18 protein-coding genes are annotated in these 15420 nt (G+C 60.5%); 5 read left to right on the top strand and 13 right to left on the bottom strand.

Annotation, left to right across the window (positions count from 1 at the left end; translation table 11 throughout):
• Position 1: 1 nt before the first annotated feature.
• The 6 genes from HMPREF3009_RS13125 to HMPREF3009_RS09640 all read right to left on the bottom strand — a co-directional run bounded on the left by HMPREF3009_RS13125 (position 2) and on the right by HMPREF3009_RS09640 (position 3231).
• Entirely contained in the window at positions 2-295 is a 294-nt protein-coding gene (locus tag HMPREF3009_RS13125) for an MGMT family protein (RefSeq protein WP_080975120.1), read from the bottom strand.
• Positions 267-971 carry a VOC family protein gene (locus tag HMPREF3009_RS09620; RefSeq protein WP_070517092.1) on the bottom strand — a complete coding sequence of 235 codons (705 nt, stop codon included), beginning with the start codon at positions 969-971 and terminating at the stop codon, positions 267-269. Before HMPREF3009_RS09620 ends, HMPREF3009_RS13125 begins: the two co-directional genes overlap by 29 nt.
• Complete coding sequence (locus HMPREF3009_RS09625; RefSeq protein ID WP_046648682.1) at positions 971-1249, bottom strand: RNA-binding S4 domain-containing protein; 279 nt, start codon at positions 1247-1249, stop codon at positions 971-973. The genes HMPREF3009_RS09620 and HMPREF3009_RS09625 overlap by 1 nt, the downstream gene beginning before the upstream one ends.
• Positions 1230-1916: a LysE family translocator gene (locus HMPREF3009_RS09630; protein ID WP_046648600.1), complete on the bottom strand. Its 687-nt coding sequence runs from the start codon at positions 1914-1916 to the stop codon at positions 1230-1232. The genes HMPREF3009_RS09625 and HMPREF3009_RS09630 overlap by 20 nt, the downstream gene beginning before the upstream one ends.
• An 80-nt stretch (positions 1917-1996) precedes the next feature.
• Complete coding sequence (locus HMPREF3009_RS09635; RefSeq protein ID WP_070681605.1) at positions 1997-2689, bottom strand: SDR family oxidoreductase; 693 nt, start codon at positions 2687-2689, stop codon at positions 1997-1999.
• Positions 2690-2694: 5 nt separating this feature from the next.
• Positions 2695-3231: an NADPH-dependent FMN reductase gene (locus HMPREF3009_RS09640; protein WP_046648604.1), complete on the bottom strand. Its 537-nt coding sequence runs from the start codon at positions 3229-3231 to the stop codon at positions 2695-2697.
• An 82-nt stretch (positions 3232-3313) separates the two neighbouring features.
• On the opposite strand from HMPREF3009_RS09640, the gene HMPREF3009_RS09645 reads away from it, so the two are divergent.
• From HMPREF3009_RS09645 to HMPREF3009_RS09655, 3 genes are read left to right on the top strand one after another with little or no spacing between them, the layout of a single operon-like run.
• Positions 3314-4456 carry a Fic family protein gene (locus tag HMPREF3009_RS09645; protein WP_046648684.1) on the top strand — a complete coding sequence of 381 codons (1143 nt, stop codon included), beginning with the start codon at positions 3314-3316 and terminating at the stop codon, positions 4454-4456.
• Positions 4457-4479: 23 nt separating this feature from the next.
• Entirely contained in the window at positions 4480-5094 is a 615-nt protein-coding gene (locus tag HMPREF3009_RS09650) for a sugar O-acetyltransferase (RefSeq protein ID WP_369816117.1), read from the top strand.
• Complete coding sequence (locus tag HMPREF3009_RS09655; RefSeq protein ID WP_070681608.1) at positions 5087-7276, top strand: ATP-dependent RNA helicase; 2190 nt, start codon at positions 5087-5089, stop codon at positions 7274-7276. Before HMPREF3009_RS09650 ends, HMPREF3009_RS09655 begins: the two co-directional genes overlap by 8 nt.
• Here the strand turns inward: HMPREF3009_RS09655 and HMPREF3009_RS09660 are convergent.
• Complete coding sequence (locus HMPREF3009_RS09660; RefSeq protein ID WP_070681645.1) at positions 7273-8043, bottom strand: TSUP family transporter; 771 nt, start codon at positions 8041-8043, stop codon at positions 7273-7275. The two genes, HMPREF3009_RS09655 and HMPREF3009_RS09660, sit on opposite strands and share 4 nt — an antisense overlap.
• Between HMPREF3009_RS09660 and HMPREF3009_RS09665 the strand changes: the two genes are divergently transcribed.
• Positions 8042-9118 (top strand): AbrB family transcriptional regulator, encoded by a 1077-nt coding sequence (locus HMPREF3009_RS09665; RefSeq protein ID WP_070681611.1) that lies wholly within the window; start codon positions 8042-8044, stop codon positions 9116-9118. The two genes, HMPREF3009_RS09660 and HMPREF3009_RS09665, sit on opposite strands and share 2 nt — an antisense overlap.
• On the opposite strand, the gene HMPREF3009_RS09670 is transcribed toward HMPREF3009_RS09665, so the two are convergent.
• The 3 genes from HMPREF3009_RS09670 to HMPREF3009_RS09680 form a co-directional block, all read right to left on the bottom strand.
• Entirely contained in the window at positions 9098-10348 is a 1251-nt protein-coding gene (locus tag HMPREF3009_RS09670; RefSeq protein ID WP_070517082.1) for an ATP-binding protein, read from the bottom strand. The two genes, HMPREF3009_RS09665 and HMPREF3009_RS09670, sit on opposite strands and share 21 nt — an antisense overlap.
• Before the next feature lie 93 nt (positions 10349-10441).
• Positions 10442-12103: a DUF885 domain-containing protein gene (locus HMPREF3009_RS09675; RefSeq protein ID WP_070510676.1), complete on the bottom strand. Its 1662-nt coding sequence runs from the start codon at positions 12101-12103 to the stop codon at positions 10442-10444.
• A gap of 70 nt (positions 12104-12173) precedes the next feature.
• Positions 12174-12743 carry an LOG family protein gene (locus HMPREF3009_RS09680; protein WP_049156802.1) on the bottom strand — a complete coding sequence of 190 codons (570 nt, stop codon included), beginning with the start codon at positions 12741-12743 and terminating at the stop codon, positions 12174-12176.
• Between the two features lie 97 nt (positions 12744-12840).
• Between HMPREF3009_RS09680 and HMPREF3009_RS09685 the strand changes: the two genes are divergently transcribed.
• The gene (locus HMPREF3009_RS09685) at positions 12841-13917 is read left to right on the top strand and encodes an ROK family protein (protein WP_070681614.1); all 1077 of its coding nucleotides are present in this window, start codon (positions 12841-12843) and stop codon (positions 13915-13917) included.
• Here HMPREF3009_RS09685 and HMPREF3009_RS09690 read toward each other — a convergent pair.
• From HMPREF3009_RS09690 to HMPREF3009_RS09700, 3 genes are all read right to left on the bottom strand, one after another.
• On the bottom strand, positions 13914-14483 hold the full coding sequence (locus tag HMPREF3009_RS09690) for an HAD-IA family hydrolase (protein ID WP_049156695.1): 570 nt from the start codon (positions 14481-14483) through the stop codon (positions 13914-13916). The genes HMPREF3009_RS09685 and HMPREF3009_RS09690 overlap by 4 nt on opposite strands.
• On the bottom strand, positions 14425-14811 hold the full coding sequence (locus HMPREF3009_RS09695; RefSeq protein ID WP_046648617.1) for a hypothetical protein: 387 nt from the start codon (positions 14809-14811) through the stop codon (positions 14425-14427). Before HMPREF3009_RS09695 ends, HMPREF3009_RS09690 begins: the two co-directional genes overlap by 59 nt.
• Positions 14812-14875: 64 nt before the next feature.
• A complete protein-coding gene (locus tag HMPREF3009_RS09700; RefSeq protein ID WP_046648618.1) occupies positions 14876-15358 on the bottom strand; it encodes a ferritin in 483 nt (160 codons plus the stop codon).
• Positions 15359-15420 lie beyond the last annotated feature (62 nt).

Genomic DNA, 15420 nt, shown 5'->3' on the forward strand with positions numbered 1-15420 from the left:
TTCACCCTCCCAGATCCGCCGCATCCAGACCGCACTTCGAAAGGATCACGCGGTCCCCACGGTGTGGGATACCTTCTTCATCCCAATGGACTTGGGCGGCGGAAGTGTGGGCGCGGCCGGTACTGTTAACCACCCGCCACCAGGGCAGATCTGTGCTTTTCGACATCACCCAGCCCACATACCGCGGGCCGACGCCCGCCACTTTTGCGATCTCTCCGTATGTGGAGACATTGCCGGGCGGTATGCGGCGCACGACCTCCGTAACCCTAGAGTTCGATGGGTTCTTCGGGGGCATCCTCGACCTCACACAAGGTCAGAGTCGCGCCCGTGGAATCCTCGATCAGGCACAGGCGGCCGAATGGTGAATCGTGGGGCTCGCGAATGATTTTTCCGCCGTTATCCACCACAGCCTTCGCCGCTTGGTCGATATCCCGCACGCCCAGGTAGGTTTGCCAGAAACTCGGCAAGCCCTCCGCGTGCCAGAACCCGGCAAAGGCAGCGCCTTCTTCCTCCGCGACTGCGTAGTGCTCATCGCCGCGAATCTCCCAGTCGAAGAGCTCGCCATAAAAGTCCAACGTCGAGTGGAAATTCTCCGAGACCGTCAGCTCGTGCCATACCGGGGTCCCCGGCTCGCCGCCGGCGACGAAGCGATCGAGCTCCGGCTGCGTCAGCCCGAACATCGCACCACTGTTGTCCAGAACAAGCGCCAACGGAGCGCCTAAAGCAAGAATCTTGCCGCCGAGTTGTTCTACCCGGGCGCAGTCGGCTTCCAAGTCGCGGGAAAGGAAGTACGTTGCCCAAGTGTCTTGGCCAGGGACGATCTCCGCGATCGGCAGGCCCTCCAGACGGGCAATGCCCTCTTCGAATTCCCAGCCCAACACGGCGGAATAAAACTCCTCGGAAGCCTTCACGTCGGAGCTAGCCAGAGTAATCCAGTAGGGCATTCCTACTTCTGCTTCAAAGGCGGGCATTAAAGGTTCCTCCACTTCTCCGGGTCGAAGTCATCATCGGCGGTGGCCTCATCAAAATAATCGTCGTCGTCTTCGACGACGCGGGCGCAGGTGTCGGAGACGCAGATGACGTCGCCAAGCGCCAGCGTTGCACCGCGCTGCTTAGTCACTTCCCCATTGACGGTGACCTGGCCTTGCTCGATAAGTTCTTTGGCCTCACCCCCGGTGGCGACCAAGGATGCCAGTTTGAGGAACTGGCCGAGCTTGATGGATTCTCCCTTAATTGAGACTTCTAGCATGCTGACCAGCATACCCAGCGGCTGCACTGAGCAGTCCCTCCACCAGAATGATGACGCCAAGCAGGGCAAACACTACGCCACTAAAGATATCGACACTGGCGGAGTTCTTCGCCATCCACTTCGACACCGCACGAGTACACAGCGCGACACCAACAAAAATAATGAGGCTTTCTATAACCAACACAGAACCAACCGTGGCATTGGCGCTCAAGCCCATGTCCGGATCGATAAAATTGGCAAAGATAGCGCCGAAGAAAATCAGAACCTTGGGGTTGGAAAGGTCGCTGACCAGGCCCATGCGGTACGCCGTGCCGAGTCTGATGATGCCATCCGGGGTGAACCCGCGCGGTTGAGGGTTCATAGTTGCCGGTGCACGGCGCTCTTTGATGCCACCGCTGATGGCAGAAAAAGCCATCCACAGCAGATAGCTGCCGCCGGCAACCTGCAGCGCCACCAGGATTTCCGGGTGCGCCGAAATCAATGCGGTAAGCCCCGCTAGCGAAGCAACGGTCCACATCATCAAGCCGGTGGTGCTACCGATTGCGGCCCACACCGCCGCGCGCGTAGAGCGTGCACCCAAACGAATAATCTGCACCACGTCTGGTCCTGGCGAGGCCATCGCCGCGAACCACACACCCATTAAGGCCACTATGGCGCTGAATGCCATCTAACACCCCCATACTCACATGTGTTTTCACTAACGCATGCCACTATAAGAGGCGTCTCACCTGCAGCGAAACAGGTAATTTAGCTTTGCGTGCGCGGCTTAATGGTCATGGTGTCAATGTTGACGTGCTCCGGCAGCGAGGCCACCCAACGCACGGCCTCAGCGATGTCTTCTGCGGTGAGGTTGAGTTCGCCGTCATACACCTGTGCAGCACGTTCGGTGTCGCCCCGAAAACGATTGAGGGAAAACTCCGCCGTGGATACACGGCCCGGGTCGAGTTCGGTGACACGAACGCCGTGCTCCTCGATACGAAGTGCACGGGAAATCACGCGCACACCGTGCTTAGCGGCGTTGTAGCCGGAGCCGCCCTCGTAGACGTTCCACCCGGCAACGGAACCCATGTTGATGATGAGGCCGCCCTGCAGCTTAGGAATGAGGGCTTGGATCATGCGGACAGTGCCGAGGACGTTGACGTCATACATCCACTGCCAGTCCTCGATGGTGGTCTCCACGAGGGGCTCCAGACCCTTAGCGCCACCGGCGTTATTGACCAAGAGGTCGACCCGGTCGAGGTGGGAAACGAACTCAGCCACGGACTCGTCCGAGGTCACGTCGAGGGCGTACGCCTCGCCACCGATTTCCTTCGCGAGAGCCTCAAGGCGCTCTACGCGACGCGCACCGACGACGACATGCCAACCGTCGGCCGCCAACGCTCTTGCCGACGCCTCCCCGATCCCCGACGATGCTCCTGTGACGACTGCTACCTTTTCCATGCGCCCTAGGATAGGACTTCTTCCAGCTCGGCGCAGATGTTTTCGACGATCCCGGCCTTGAAATCAGCCGGGGTGAAGGTGCCATCCTTCATGTCGGTATTCAGCGAGATATCCAGCTGGGTGCGCAGCTGCTTCATAGAGAAGTTCGCCATGATGAGGCGCCACGCCTCTACCGCGCGGATGCCGCCGCTGAAGCTGTAGCCCACATACGCAATCGGCTTGCCTACCCACTCGGCGCCGAGGGAATCGACGGCGTTCTTGAAAGCGCCCGGCACGGAGTGGTTGTACTCCGGGGTGACAAAGATATAGCCGTCGCAGGAATCGACAGCATCGGACCAAGCCTGCACCTGCGGATCCTCGTAATTCTTGTTTGCCGCCATAGGAATGACGGAGGTGGTGAGGATCGGAACGTCGAAGGCCTTGAGGTCAATGAGCTCGTAGTCCACGTCGCGCCCCTGAGCGAGGTCGGTGACCCACTGGGCGATGGCCAGTCCGGCGCGGTCGTCGCGGGTAGAGCCGAGGATGATGCCGATTTTCGCCATAAGGATGCCTTTCTTAATTTGTTAACACGTCAACGTCTGAGGGTACGCCGATATGTCGACGCAATCGACAAGTCATCCAGATATGTCGAAAATTCTGAAAAAAATCGACATATCTGCTCAACATGTCTATTCTTTTACCATGCCAACCTATAGCCCGGACACCCCCTACAATGAGCTTCCACCCCTCCCCCCTGCAGAAGTGGTGGAAACCGTTCCCGTGCTTAAGGCCATCATCGATGCTAAGGAAAAACTGGCTGAACTGCGTACGGCCTGCCAGCTCATCCCTAACCCGGAGATCATCACCTCAACGATTCCACTGCGTGAGGCTCGTGCTTCCTCCGAGATTGAGAACATCGTCACCACTAATGACGAGCTCTTCCGTGCGGCGTGGCACGTCGATGCCGAGCCGACTCCTGCCACCAAGGAGGCTCTTCGCTATAACGCCGCGCTCCACGCTGGACTTTCCTCACTATCGCAGCGACCTCTATCAGAAAAGACAGCAAAAATCGTATGCAGCACCCTTCTAGATACTCAGGCCGAGGTGCGTTCACTTCCGGGCACGTTTATCGGTAACCCTGTAACGAAGGAGAGGCTCTACACCCCACCTGAAGGAAGGGAGATTATCGAGGACCATCTCGCAGCGTGGGAGGACTATATATATTGCAGCCACGACGTTGATTCCCTTGTAAAGATGGCACTGCTTCACTATCAATTTGAAGCAATCCATCCTTTCTACGATGGCAATGGGCGCACTGGACGAATCCTTAACGTCCTCTACCTCATCCAAGAAGATCTTCTTGAGCTGCCGGTTTTGTACCTGTCCGGGTATATCGTCGGAAACAAAGCAGACTACTATCGCCATCTCAACGCTGTGACAGCTAAGGGAGCATGGGAAGACTGGCTTCTTTTTATGATCCGCGGCGTTCACGCAGCGGCTGCCGACGCCTCCTCGATGATTACCCAGCTTCGGGCTATCCAGGAAAACACTGCGCAACGAATACGTTCTGCGGGCGTGATTAACCATCCCCTCGAGATGGCCGAGCTCATTCTTATCAAGCCCTATGTACGCATTACTGACGTGGTAGAGACGGGCTTCGTCAAACGCCAAACCGCCAGCGCGTGGCTGGCGCATCTCGTAGATTTAGGAATCCTAGAAGAAATCCAACAAGGCCGCTCCAAGGTTTTCCTTCACCGTGCCGCTCTCGATGTTCTGACTCGAGACTAAGAGGAGGGAATAGGATGGCTGACATGCATCACCCAGACGAAGGATCCTTTGAACGCATGACCAGCGGGCAGTGGTTCATGCCCAGTGTCAACGAGGAGGTTAGCGCCGAACATCGACGCGGCTTCCTGCTGGCCAAGGAGCTCAATGAGCTGCAAAACACCAACCCAGAGCGCGCGAAGGAGATTTTGCGGGAACTGTTGTCGCCCGAGTCCGAGGTTCCCGGGCTGCACACGCCGCTCAACGTCGAGTATGGCTGCAATGTGACCATCGGAAAAGACGTGTTCATCAACTTTGGTGCGACAATCCTGGCGCAGGCGCCTGTAACCCTCGGAGACCGCGTCATGATCGGGCCGAATTGCTCGCTCATCACGGTGGGCCACCCCGTCAACGATCATGAGATGCGGGCGGAGGGCTGGGAGATTGCGAAGCCCATTAGCGTCGGGCGCAACACGTGGTTCGGCGCCAACGTCACGGTGCTGCCGGGCGTGACCATCGGCGAGGATTGTGTCGTTGGAGCGAACACACTGGTCACCACAGATATCCCGGATAGGTCACTGGTGCTGGGTCAACCCGGTCGTGTGGTGCGCACGCTGGAGGACAACGAAGATAGGTGGGAGCGCCAGGATCTCGATGTTTGATCTCAAGGCGATCGGCAAGGGGCTTCCCGTCCTGGAAACGATTGATTCGCTTCCTGCAGACAGCCACGTCGTGATCCAGGCCCCGCCCGGCACGGGTAAGACCACGCTCGTTCCACCGGCGTTGGCTAACCAGGTGGAGGGAAAGGTTCTCGTTACCGCACCACGCCGCGTGGCGGTGCGCGCTGCGGCCAACCGCTTGCAGGAGTTGTCTGGTCAGCGCATCGGCTATGCGGTGCGCGGTGATTCCCGGAAGGGTCAGGACGTTGAATTCGTTACCCCCGGCGTTCTGTTGCGCCGCTTGCTGCGGGATCCGGAACTCTCTGGCGTTGGTGCCGTGGCCATCGACGAGGTCCACGAGCGCCAGCTCGATACTGACCTCGTACTCGGCATGTGCTTGGAGTTGGCGCAGCTCCGCGATGATTTTCGGGTCATTGCCATGTCCGCGACTGTCGACGCCTCCCGCTTCTCCCAGCTCATGGGAGGGGCGCCGATCCATTCCACTGAGGCCGTTACATATCCGCTCAACATCTCCTATGAACCGATTCCGGGGCGCGCTGCGGGAGATCGAGACTTTTGGAAAGGCGTGGCGAGGGTTGCCGCGCGGCAGCACGAGTCCACGCTGGTCTTTGTGCCGGGTGTGCGCGAGGTCAACCTGGTGTGTGATGCCTTGAGCGGCCACAACGTTTTTCCGCTCCACGGCCGCCAAACCACGCAAGAGCAGGACGCGGCACTGTATACGCGAGAGCAGCGCATCGTGGTGGCCACCTCCATCGCGGAATCTTCACTGACCGTGCCGGGCGTGCGCACCGTCGTCGATGCCGGTTTATCCCGCGTGCCCAAGCGGGATGTGCAGCGCGGGATGAGTGGGTTGGTGACGGTGTCGACGTCGAAAAGCAGCGCCGACCAACGCGCCGGACGTGCCGGGCGTGAGGCGCCGGGTACCGTCGTCCGCTGCTATTCGCAGGAGGACTACCAGCACTTTTCCCCGCACGTCACCCCGGAGATCCTCTCTGCGGACCTCACGCAGGCGGCGTTGTTCATGGACTGTTGGGGCGCGGGACCGGACTTCCCGTTGCTGGATCCCCCACCGGGGCCCGCGCTTGCCGACGCCCACCGCACCCTAGATCTGCTCAACGCTGGCGAAGAGCTGGCGCTACTGCCGACGCACCCACGGTGGGGCGCGGCACTGTTGAAGTACGGTGCGGGGGCGGCGCAGACGATTGCCCGCCTGGATGATTCGGACCCGAAGCGGCTGGCCCGCTTGGTGCCTAACAAGGGTCCGGTGGACCCAGGCGTGGTGGTTGCTACCGCTTTCCCAGAGTTCGTGGCTAAGCGCGTAGGTGACAAGGAGTATTTGTTGGCGAGTGGCACCCGCGCGCGGTTTCTCGAGGATGGTCACGAGTGGTTGGCGGTGGCTGAGGTGTCGTTGGCGCAATCTGGAAACGCCATCATTCGTGAAGCAGTGCCGATTGCGGAAAAAGACGCGCTCGAGATCATCGGCGTGACCGAAGAGACGCGGGCTTTTCTCGACGGCTCCAAAGTGCGGGGAATCCGTGTGCGTGCGGCAGGCGCCATCGTATTGTCGGAAACCCCAGTGAAGGTCTCCGGTGATGAGGCAGTGGAGGCACTCCGTAACTCCGGACAGGGTTTAAACCTGTTTCACTTCAGCGAGAAGGCCCAGAACCTGCGGGAACGTATGCGGCACTTACACGCTGCATACGGTGAGCCATGGCCGGACGTGGACGGTGATGATCTGAGCTGGCTGGAGCCGGAGCTGTATGAACTGGCTTCCGGTAAGCGCCCAGACATGTATCCGGCGCTGCAGCGCCTGCTGCCGTGGCCCGAAGCTAGCCGCTTGGATGAGCTCGCGCCGGAACGGTTATCGGTTCCGTCCGGACGTGCTGCGAGGATCGATTGGTCCGGCGAGCGCCCAGTGGTCTCCATCAAGTTGCAGGAATGTTTCGGGTTGGCGGAGTCTCCCGAATACTGCGGCCATCGCGTGCAATTTCATCTGTTATCCCCCGCCGGCCGGCCACTTGCCGTCACCGATGATCTAGCGAGCTTCTGGTCTGGGCCCTATGCCGGGGTGCGCGCCGACATGCGCGGGCGCTATCCCAAGCACCCGTGGCCGGAGGATCCGTGGAATGCGGTAGCAACCGCAAAGACGAAGAACCGGATTTAACCCCACTGCTGCCAGGCCAGGTACACGCTCATCACCACGACGAGAGTGAGCAGTGCATAGCGGATGAGCTTCGCACCGCCGCCGAGCACTGTTCGCGCGCCCAGCTGCGCGCCGATGATATTTGCCGCTGCGAGAACAAGTGCTAGGCCCCATACCACGTGCCCGCCCACGATAAAGACCACGAGCGCGCCGACGTTGGTACATGTGTTGACCACCTTGGACATCGCGGCGGAGGTAAGGAAGTTCTGGGAAAAGATGGCGGTGAAGGCCATGATGAGGAACATGCCGGTGCCGGGCCCAAAAATACCGTCGTAAAAGGCAATGGCCGCCACGGCGGCTAACCCGGTCCACGTGCGCCAGCCGCCACGGATACCGTCCCCTTCGCCGCTGCCGAAGTCTGGGCGAAAGGCCACGAAAATGCCGACTGCCACCATGAGCACGATGATGACCGGCCGCATGACGTCCTTGTCCATGAGTGCGGCTGCCGTCGCACCCAGCCCGGAGCACACCAGCGCGGTGAGTCCCATGCGGATGAGCTCACCTTTCGGCGGGCGGACCTTCTTGACGAGTGTGATGGCAGCAGAGGCCGTTCCAGAGACCGCCGCCACCTTGTTCGTGGCCAGGGCTGTGGCGGGCGCAAGCTGGGGCGCGACCGCCAGGATGAGCGGAATGAGCACGAGCCCGCCGCCACCAATGACGGCATCGATCCATCCGGCCACGGCAGCGCCGATGGTGAGAATCGCCCAACCGCTTAATCCGAAATCCATGTCCATCATTAAACTCGATTCCATGTCTGTTCGTACGAGATGGGTCATCGTGGCCCCGGGGTCTGCAGCACTCGGGGCATTGTTTAGCTACCTTCACGTACCCGCAGCCTGGATCCTCGGCGCCATCGTGGTCTCGGGAGCCATGGCCTTGACGACGGGCAAAGAACTCGCCGTTAACGAGCACTTTTATTCTGTCGCCCGCGGATTCATCGGAATGATGGCGGGCATACCTCTGACCTTAGTTCCTGCCTCCACCCTCATCGGCTTTGTGCCGGCTGCGGTGACGATGTCACTCATTACTGTTTTAATCGGCGTCGCTGGCGGTGTTCTGCTGCATCGTTCGCAGCCGAAGGATATTTCCTGGGAGACGGGTATTTTGTCGATGCTGCCGGGCGGGGCCTCCCTCATGCCGGCACTAGCTAGCGAACTCGGCGCGGACTACCGCTACGTGGCGCTGACACAATACCTGCGCCTTCTGGCGGTGTCGGTGTCGCTGCCTTTGGTGGTCTCCTTGTTAGATGCCCCCGCAGGAAAAGGCGTCGACATGAGCGTCGACGGCGAGATCACGTGGTGGGTCGTTCTGCTGACCCTCGCCATCGCTGTGGTTGGTGAAAAACTGGGCAAGCTGGTGCGTTTGCCCGCTGCTGCTGTATTGGGGCCGCTCATCTTGACGGTGCTGGTCGCGCAGGTTATTCCAGCCGGCCACACTCTGGAGCCGCTCTACGTGTTCAAGATCATGGCGTTTATGTCCATTGGCTGGGTCTGCGGTGGCGGGCTTTCGGTGCCGGCACTGCGGGCCTTCGCCAAGCAGCTGCCGGCGACGATCCTCTTTATCATTGTCGTGATCGGCGTGTGCGCACTGACCGCCCTGCCTCTGACCGCATGGCTGGACATAACCTACTTCGAGGCTTACCTCGCCACCTCACCCGGCGCGCTGGAGACGGTGCTTGCGCTGTCTGCGGAAGGAGGCGCGGGCCCAGCCGTGGTGGCCGTGCAGATTATCCGGCTCATCATCGTGCTGGTCATCGCCGGCTACCTGCCGCAGATTTTGCGGCTATTCCGCAAGCGCCGCTAGTGGAACCACCCACACTCCATCTGACCGTTGGAAAGCTGGTCCGCTGGGAATAACCACGATGAGAGCGGCCGGTGGCAAGGAGACCTTCTCTGCCACTCTTAACAAATGTGCCGCCGCGGCATCGACCTCGTTGTGCGAAAGTTTCGCTTCAAATCCCACCCACGAGCCATCCCTGAGTTCCACTATCGCGTCAATTTCTTCGCGGCCCTTCATATCCCGCAGATGGAAGACGCCTCGTGCCCTTAATGCTTGAGCATAAACGCGCAGATCGTGCACCAGTTGCGCCTCAAAGAGAATGCCCAAAGTCTCTAGATCACCAAGCAGTTTGTCTGGCCCAACCGCCAACAATGCAGCTGCCAAGCCAGGATCCGCGAGCTGACGCTTCGGCATCTGAACCATGGTTGTCTTAGATCTCGTCTTTGGTGACCACGCGGGCTGGTCTTCAACTAGGAACAAACGTGTAGCAAAATCATGAATAACGTTGACGGTTTCTGCTGCCGGCATAGGAGTAGCACTGCTGAGCTCGCCAATGCGTTTACGAATCGCTGCAGCGGTGGCCGGTTGAGCAACTAGCCCCGCGTAGGCGCGAAGAAAAGACTGGAAACGGCGCGGATCGCGGCGCGGACCCCCAAGTTCCGGGTAGTCGTGCTCGCTCATCTCCGTGAGGTAAGACTCCATCCCCTCTTGGGCATCTAGAGGATCAAGGTCGAAAAACTCTGGGAAGCCACCGGCAACGATCCAGCGGGCATAATCCGCCACGGTGGCGTCCGTCCCAGCCGTGGGATCCTGATTGCCGGAAATAATCGCGCCTAGTGATACGCGCTCAGCCAAATCTCCACGCTCTGCCAGGCTCAACGTACGCAACTGAATCGAGCGAATACGCCCAGCCCCCGAATGGCGGGTGGCATCGTCATCGGGGGTCGAGGAACCCGTGAGGAGGAACTGTCCCTTTTCTCGCGAGTCATCGACCGCATGACGCACTTCGTTCCAGATAGCAGGAACAACCTGCCATTCATCGATAAGCCGGGGCCGCGCCCCTTGAAGCCCTAGTGCCGGTTGCATGCGAGCAACGTTTGCTTCAGGAGTGTCACGGTCAAGCTGAATGACAGACTTAGCAAACTGGCGCGCCGTCGACGTTTTGCCGCTCGCGCGGGGGCCTTTCAGGAAGAGGGCTCCGGCAACGCGAAGGCCTCTTTCTACTTCTGCATCAACAATTCGCGGCAGGTACATACCAGGTACCCTAGTCCGAAACATGGATAAATTACAGAGTCACTAGTGGATAAATCCAAGAGTCAGGTGTGGATAAATCCAAGAGTCTGACAGCTAGTCCAGAATCGTCTCGCGCAGGATCGACATCGGCACTGAGCCCAGAGCCAATGCCTGGGAGTGGAAATCACGTACGTCCATCCCCTGTTCGACTGCGGCGTCGCGGGTCTGCTGCCACAGGCGCTGGCCCAAGGCATACGACGGCGCCTGGCCCGGCCAGCCCAGGTAACGGGTGACCTCGAAGGAGAGGTTGGCATCATCCATCGCGGTGTTCTCACGCATGAAGGTCTTGACGTGGGACTTGTCCCAGACGCCGGACGCGGTGCACTCCGGCAACGCCTTGCCCAGGTGGAGTCCGATGTCCACCACGACGCGGGCGGCGCGGAAGCGTTGGGCGTCGAGAAGCCCCATGCGGAAGCCCGGATCATCCATGTACCCCAGCTCCGCCATGAGTGCCTCAGCGTACAGAGCCCAGCCCTCACCGTGGCCGGAGTTCCACGTCACCGCACGGCGCCATAGGTTGAGATCCGGCTGGGTCAGCGCGGCACCAATCTGCAGATGGTGGCCCGGCGCGCCCTCGTGGTGGACGGTGGTTAGTTCCTGCCAGGTGTGGAAAAGCTCCTGGCCAGCCGGTACGGACCACCACATGCGGCCGGGGCGGGAGAAGTCATCAGACGGCGAGGTGTAGAAGATACCGCCGGTGCCGGCCGGGTCAATGCAGCACTCGATTTCTTTAACCGCCTCCGGGATGTCGAAGGCGGTGCCGTCGAGGTCCTTGATGACGCGGTCCGCGGTGGACTGCATCCACTCCACTAACGCGTCGGTGCCGTGCAGCTGGTAACGCTCCTCCTCGTTGAGTTTGCGCATAGCTGCGCGCACGGTGACGTCGGAGCCATAGAGCTCGTGGGCGATCTTTTCTTGTTCCGCCTTGATGGAGCGCACCTGGTCCATGCCCCACTCATAGGCCTCATCGAGGTCCACGACATCGCCGACGAAGAGCCTGGAGAAGCGCTCGTAGCGCTCGCGACCCACCGCGTCTTGCGATGGTGCTTGTGGTTGCAGCTCGTTTGAGAGCCAATCGGCGAACTCGCCGAAGGCTTCCTTGGCCGCGTCCACCTCTGGGCCCTCAACGCCAAGGTCCTCGAGCATGGAGCCGGCGTCGGCAAGCCGCTCGCATTGCACGAAGACATCGGAGATCTGGCGCTGCGGCGCCACCATGCCACGCGACGCCGCCTCCGTGAGGGACTCCCTGTAGCCGTTGAGGGAGGCCGCCACCTTCGACAGGCGCGAGCGCAACGCATCAAGCTGCTCCGGGGTGTCCTTCGGCATGAGCATGAGGGTGTCGCGGATGGTCTGCACCGGGGAGGCAATGTTGTTAAGGCAGCGGATGTCCTCACCGGCATGGTGTAGGTCAAGATCCAGGCAGAGACGGTCGCGCAAGACGGCGGCGGTGACGTAGTCCACCTCATCGAAGTCATCGTCATCATCAGACTCGTCGGTGGTGTCATCGAGGGCGTCGAGATCCGCCATCATCTCACGAGTGCGATCCGCCACGGAGGAGTAGTACTCCGGGGAGAAATCCTCCAGCTCCCCATCGAAGCCGGGAATTCCCCACGCGGTGGCATCGGTGGGCGTGAGCTGCGCGAGGTCGTGGACGAAGTTATCGCACGACGCGTCCAGCAGCGAAGGCTGGCGCTCTGCGTTCTGGTCAAAACTCATAAGGGCGAAGTCTAACGAAGATCCAGGGGGTTGGGCCAACCCAGCGCCGCCTTATTTACCAGGTTGTTAGCTAATTGTTGCTCCACTTACTTCCCGGGCTCGTCCATGATGCAAATTGATCCAGGACTTCAGCTGGAAACGGGCTGACCACGAGCGCGTCGAGGAAGCGTTTTTGAACGAACCCCTCCTGCACCATTGCGGAGTACATGTTTATAAACGGCTGCCAGAAACCGTTGACGTCTACTAGGCCCACCGGGCCATCAAGGTTGCCTAATTGTTGCAGGGTAAGTACCTCGGTGAGCTCCTCTAGAGTTCCCACGCCGCCCGGCAGGCACACGAAGGCATCCGCGAGTTCCTCCATACGCGTCTTGCGCTGCGCCATGGTGTCCACGACCTCGAGCTTGGTTACCCGCTGGTGTGACATCTCGTAATCGACGAGCTGCCGCGGGATTACTCCGATGACGGTGCCGCCGGCTGCCAAGCAGGAATCCGCGACGATGCCCATCAGGCCCACGTCACCGCCGCCATAGACCAGGGTGAGGTTGCGCCGCGCGAGCTCCTCCCCCAAAAGGTGTGCGGCTTGGCCATAGGCTTCAGAGTTTCCGACGGCGGAGCCGCAGTACACAGCAACAGAATCCATGAACACCACTCTAACGCAGGCACACTTCTAGACTATGATGTCTACTGAATCCCAATTTCTATTAGACAATGCGGTCTGGTGAATTTATACTTGCGCCATGATTAAATCTGGTCCCGTGTTCACTCGCCCCCGCACCCCGGCGGCGAAGTGCCTCCACATCATTCGACTCAATCCCGTTGTGACCCGCAGTGAACTTGTCGAAGCCACGGGGCTATCCCAGCCCACGATTACCCGCGCCACTGCCGCGCTGCTGGGCGCTGGGCTGATTCGCGAGCGCACGGATTTGACTCAGTCCCGCGGGCGCGGACGCCCCACCGTGCCCCTAGAGGTAGCGGATAATAACTGGATGCTCGCCGGCATTGCGGTTGGTACCGCCTTTACCCACATCGCCTTCTTCGATACCAAGGGGCGCACCCTCCGCGAGGAAGACGTGGCTACCCCGGTTTCGCGTTTGAGTGCAAGCGATGTCATCGAGCACATCATCGCTGGTGCCAATCGCCTCATGACCGGCCTGGATCTCCGTTTGGTTTCAGTCGGCGTGACCACCTCCGGCAGCGTCAACGAGGCCGGACGCATCACTGCCCACAACCTGGGCTGGGACGAGATGGACATCGCCAGCCGTCTGGAGTACCAGTTCGGCGTTCCGGTTGTCGTGTCTTCCGTCATCCCCGCCATCCTGGGATCCGAAACGCAGTCCGCGGAGCTGGGCGCGGAAAAGCCCGTCATGGTGCTCTACGCGGATGACTCCGTCGGTGCTGCGCTCACAGTCGGCGATGAAATTGTGCAGCTCGAACTCGACGGTGCTGACGCCCTGGCCACGCAGGCGATACTGAATGAGACCGGCGGAGACTCATTCCCAGACGTGGTGGCGAATGCTAACGATCAGACGCGAGCGCTTCTCGACGACCGCGCGCGCTCCCTCGGCACCACCGCCGCTGAGCTGTTGACGGAGCACACGCCCGATACTCTCGTTGTGGCCGGCGGTGCCTTTTCGGATGATCCGGCGGCCCCGAAGCTCTTTGCTTCCGCCGTGCGCCAGGCCACCGATCACCCAGTGGAGCTGCGCATGATCCCCTCGCACACCGAAATTGTGCGCGCCTGTACCCGCGCTGTGGCGCTCGATCCACTGCTGCGCGTACCGCTGGAGCTCGGCCGCGAGGCGAAAGCTGCCTAAAAAGGGATCGAATTGATGCCCGTAAAAAGGTGGGCCTTGAGCCCGAGGCGCTGCGCGCCAGTGACGAAGTCGGGCCGATCATCGAAGAAGTGCGTGTCCTTGGCCTGCGCGCCCAGGGCATCGACGGCCACGAGGTAGGCCTCCGGATCTGGTTTAGCTACCCCGATATCGCAGCTCAGCGTCACGGCGGCGCATTCCTGAAGCCAGGTCTGCGTCTGGCGGATCCGGGTTCCCAGTACCGCCGGCACATTCGCTAGGATGCCGACGCTGTGGCCTTGACCGATGAGGTTTAGCACCGCACGAACTACCTGTGAGTCGGCAACCAGCAGGCGCTCAGTGTCCAGTTCGGTCGCGTGGCTGACGTCAAAGGAGTCCAGTTCAGTCAGCGCGCGGATGCGCCCCCAATATTGCGAATCACTCAGGTGCCCAGAATTATAAGCTGGGCGAAACTCCTCATAGAGCGACCAAAAGTGCTCCGGGTTTTCGGGACGGAGATAATCCTCCAGCTCAGCGTTCCCAGCGGGCCGCATGAGCACGCCGTAGAGGTCGAAGAGCAAAGTGGCCATGCGCCCAGTGTAGCCAGACCGCAATAGCGCCGGTCAGGGTGCCCGCCACGAAAAGCGGAAGCGACAGCGTGCCGTGGGCCCACAACGTCGAGATCGCTCCCACGAGGAACAAGCCGCCCACGCTAAACAAGGAGCGGCTCAGCGCCGTCGATGCCGCAGCCGCGCCCAACAAGAGGGCAAGTCCTGCAAACGGACCAAGCATGACGGCAAGAGCAAAGAAGAAGGTTCCCAGCGCCATGTTCGTTGCCGCCAGCCACGTGCCGCCGACCAATGCGATCACAAGGCCGGCCAGGGCACCGCAAATGAGCATCAGGCGCGTTGTAGTCATAAAAGAAATTCTCCCACCAACCGCAGGGGGCTGTGGGAGAATTCGTGCAAACTATATGGCTTCGTTACCGTTGCGCCAGCGAACCATCGATGCGCAGCAGGCCCGAGCCGTCATTGCCCACCAGCTTGAGCTGGTCAATGATCTCGGACACGGTGGACTCCTCCTCAACCTGCTCCTCGAGGAACCAGTTGATGAGGGCGCGGGAATCGAGATCCCCGGCGGCATCCGCGGTGCGGGCGATCTCCCGGATCTGCTCCGAGACCTTCTGCTCATGCGCGAGGGAGGCCTCAAAGGCATCGAGCGGGGTGGCGGCCTTGACGGAGCCGACCTGGATATCCCCCAGCTCGACGCGGTAGCCGCGGTCCAGCAGGTGCTCAGCAAATTTCTGTGCGTGCTCGCGCTCTTCCTCTGCCTGCTTGAAGAACCAATCGCGCATGCCCGGGAAGGACAGGTTGTCCATCTCGTAGGCCAGCTGGGTGTAAATCAGGGCTGCGCCGTGCTCGTTGATGACCTGCTCGTTAAGGAGGGTTTGCAGCTTCTCGTCCATGAAAGTGATTCCTTTCGTCTGTTTGGTGTTACCCACAATACAGAAAAAATTCGGGCACGCTA

Source organism: Corynebacterium sp. HMSC034H07 (genome assembly GCF_001815175.1).
Lineage (GTDB): Bacteria > Actinomycetota > Actinomycetes > Mycobacteriales > Mycobacteriaceae > Corynebacterium > Corynebacterium hiratae.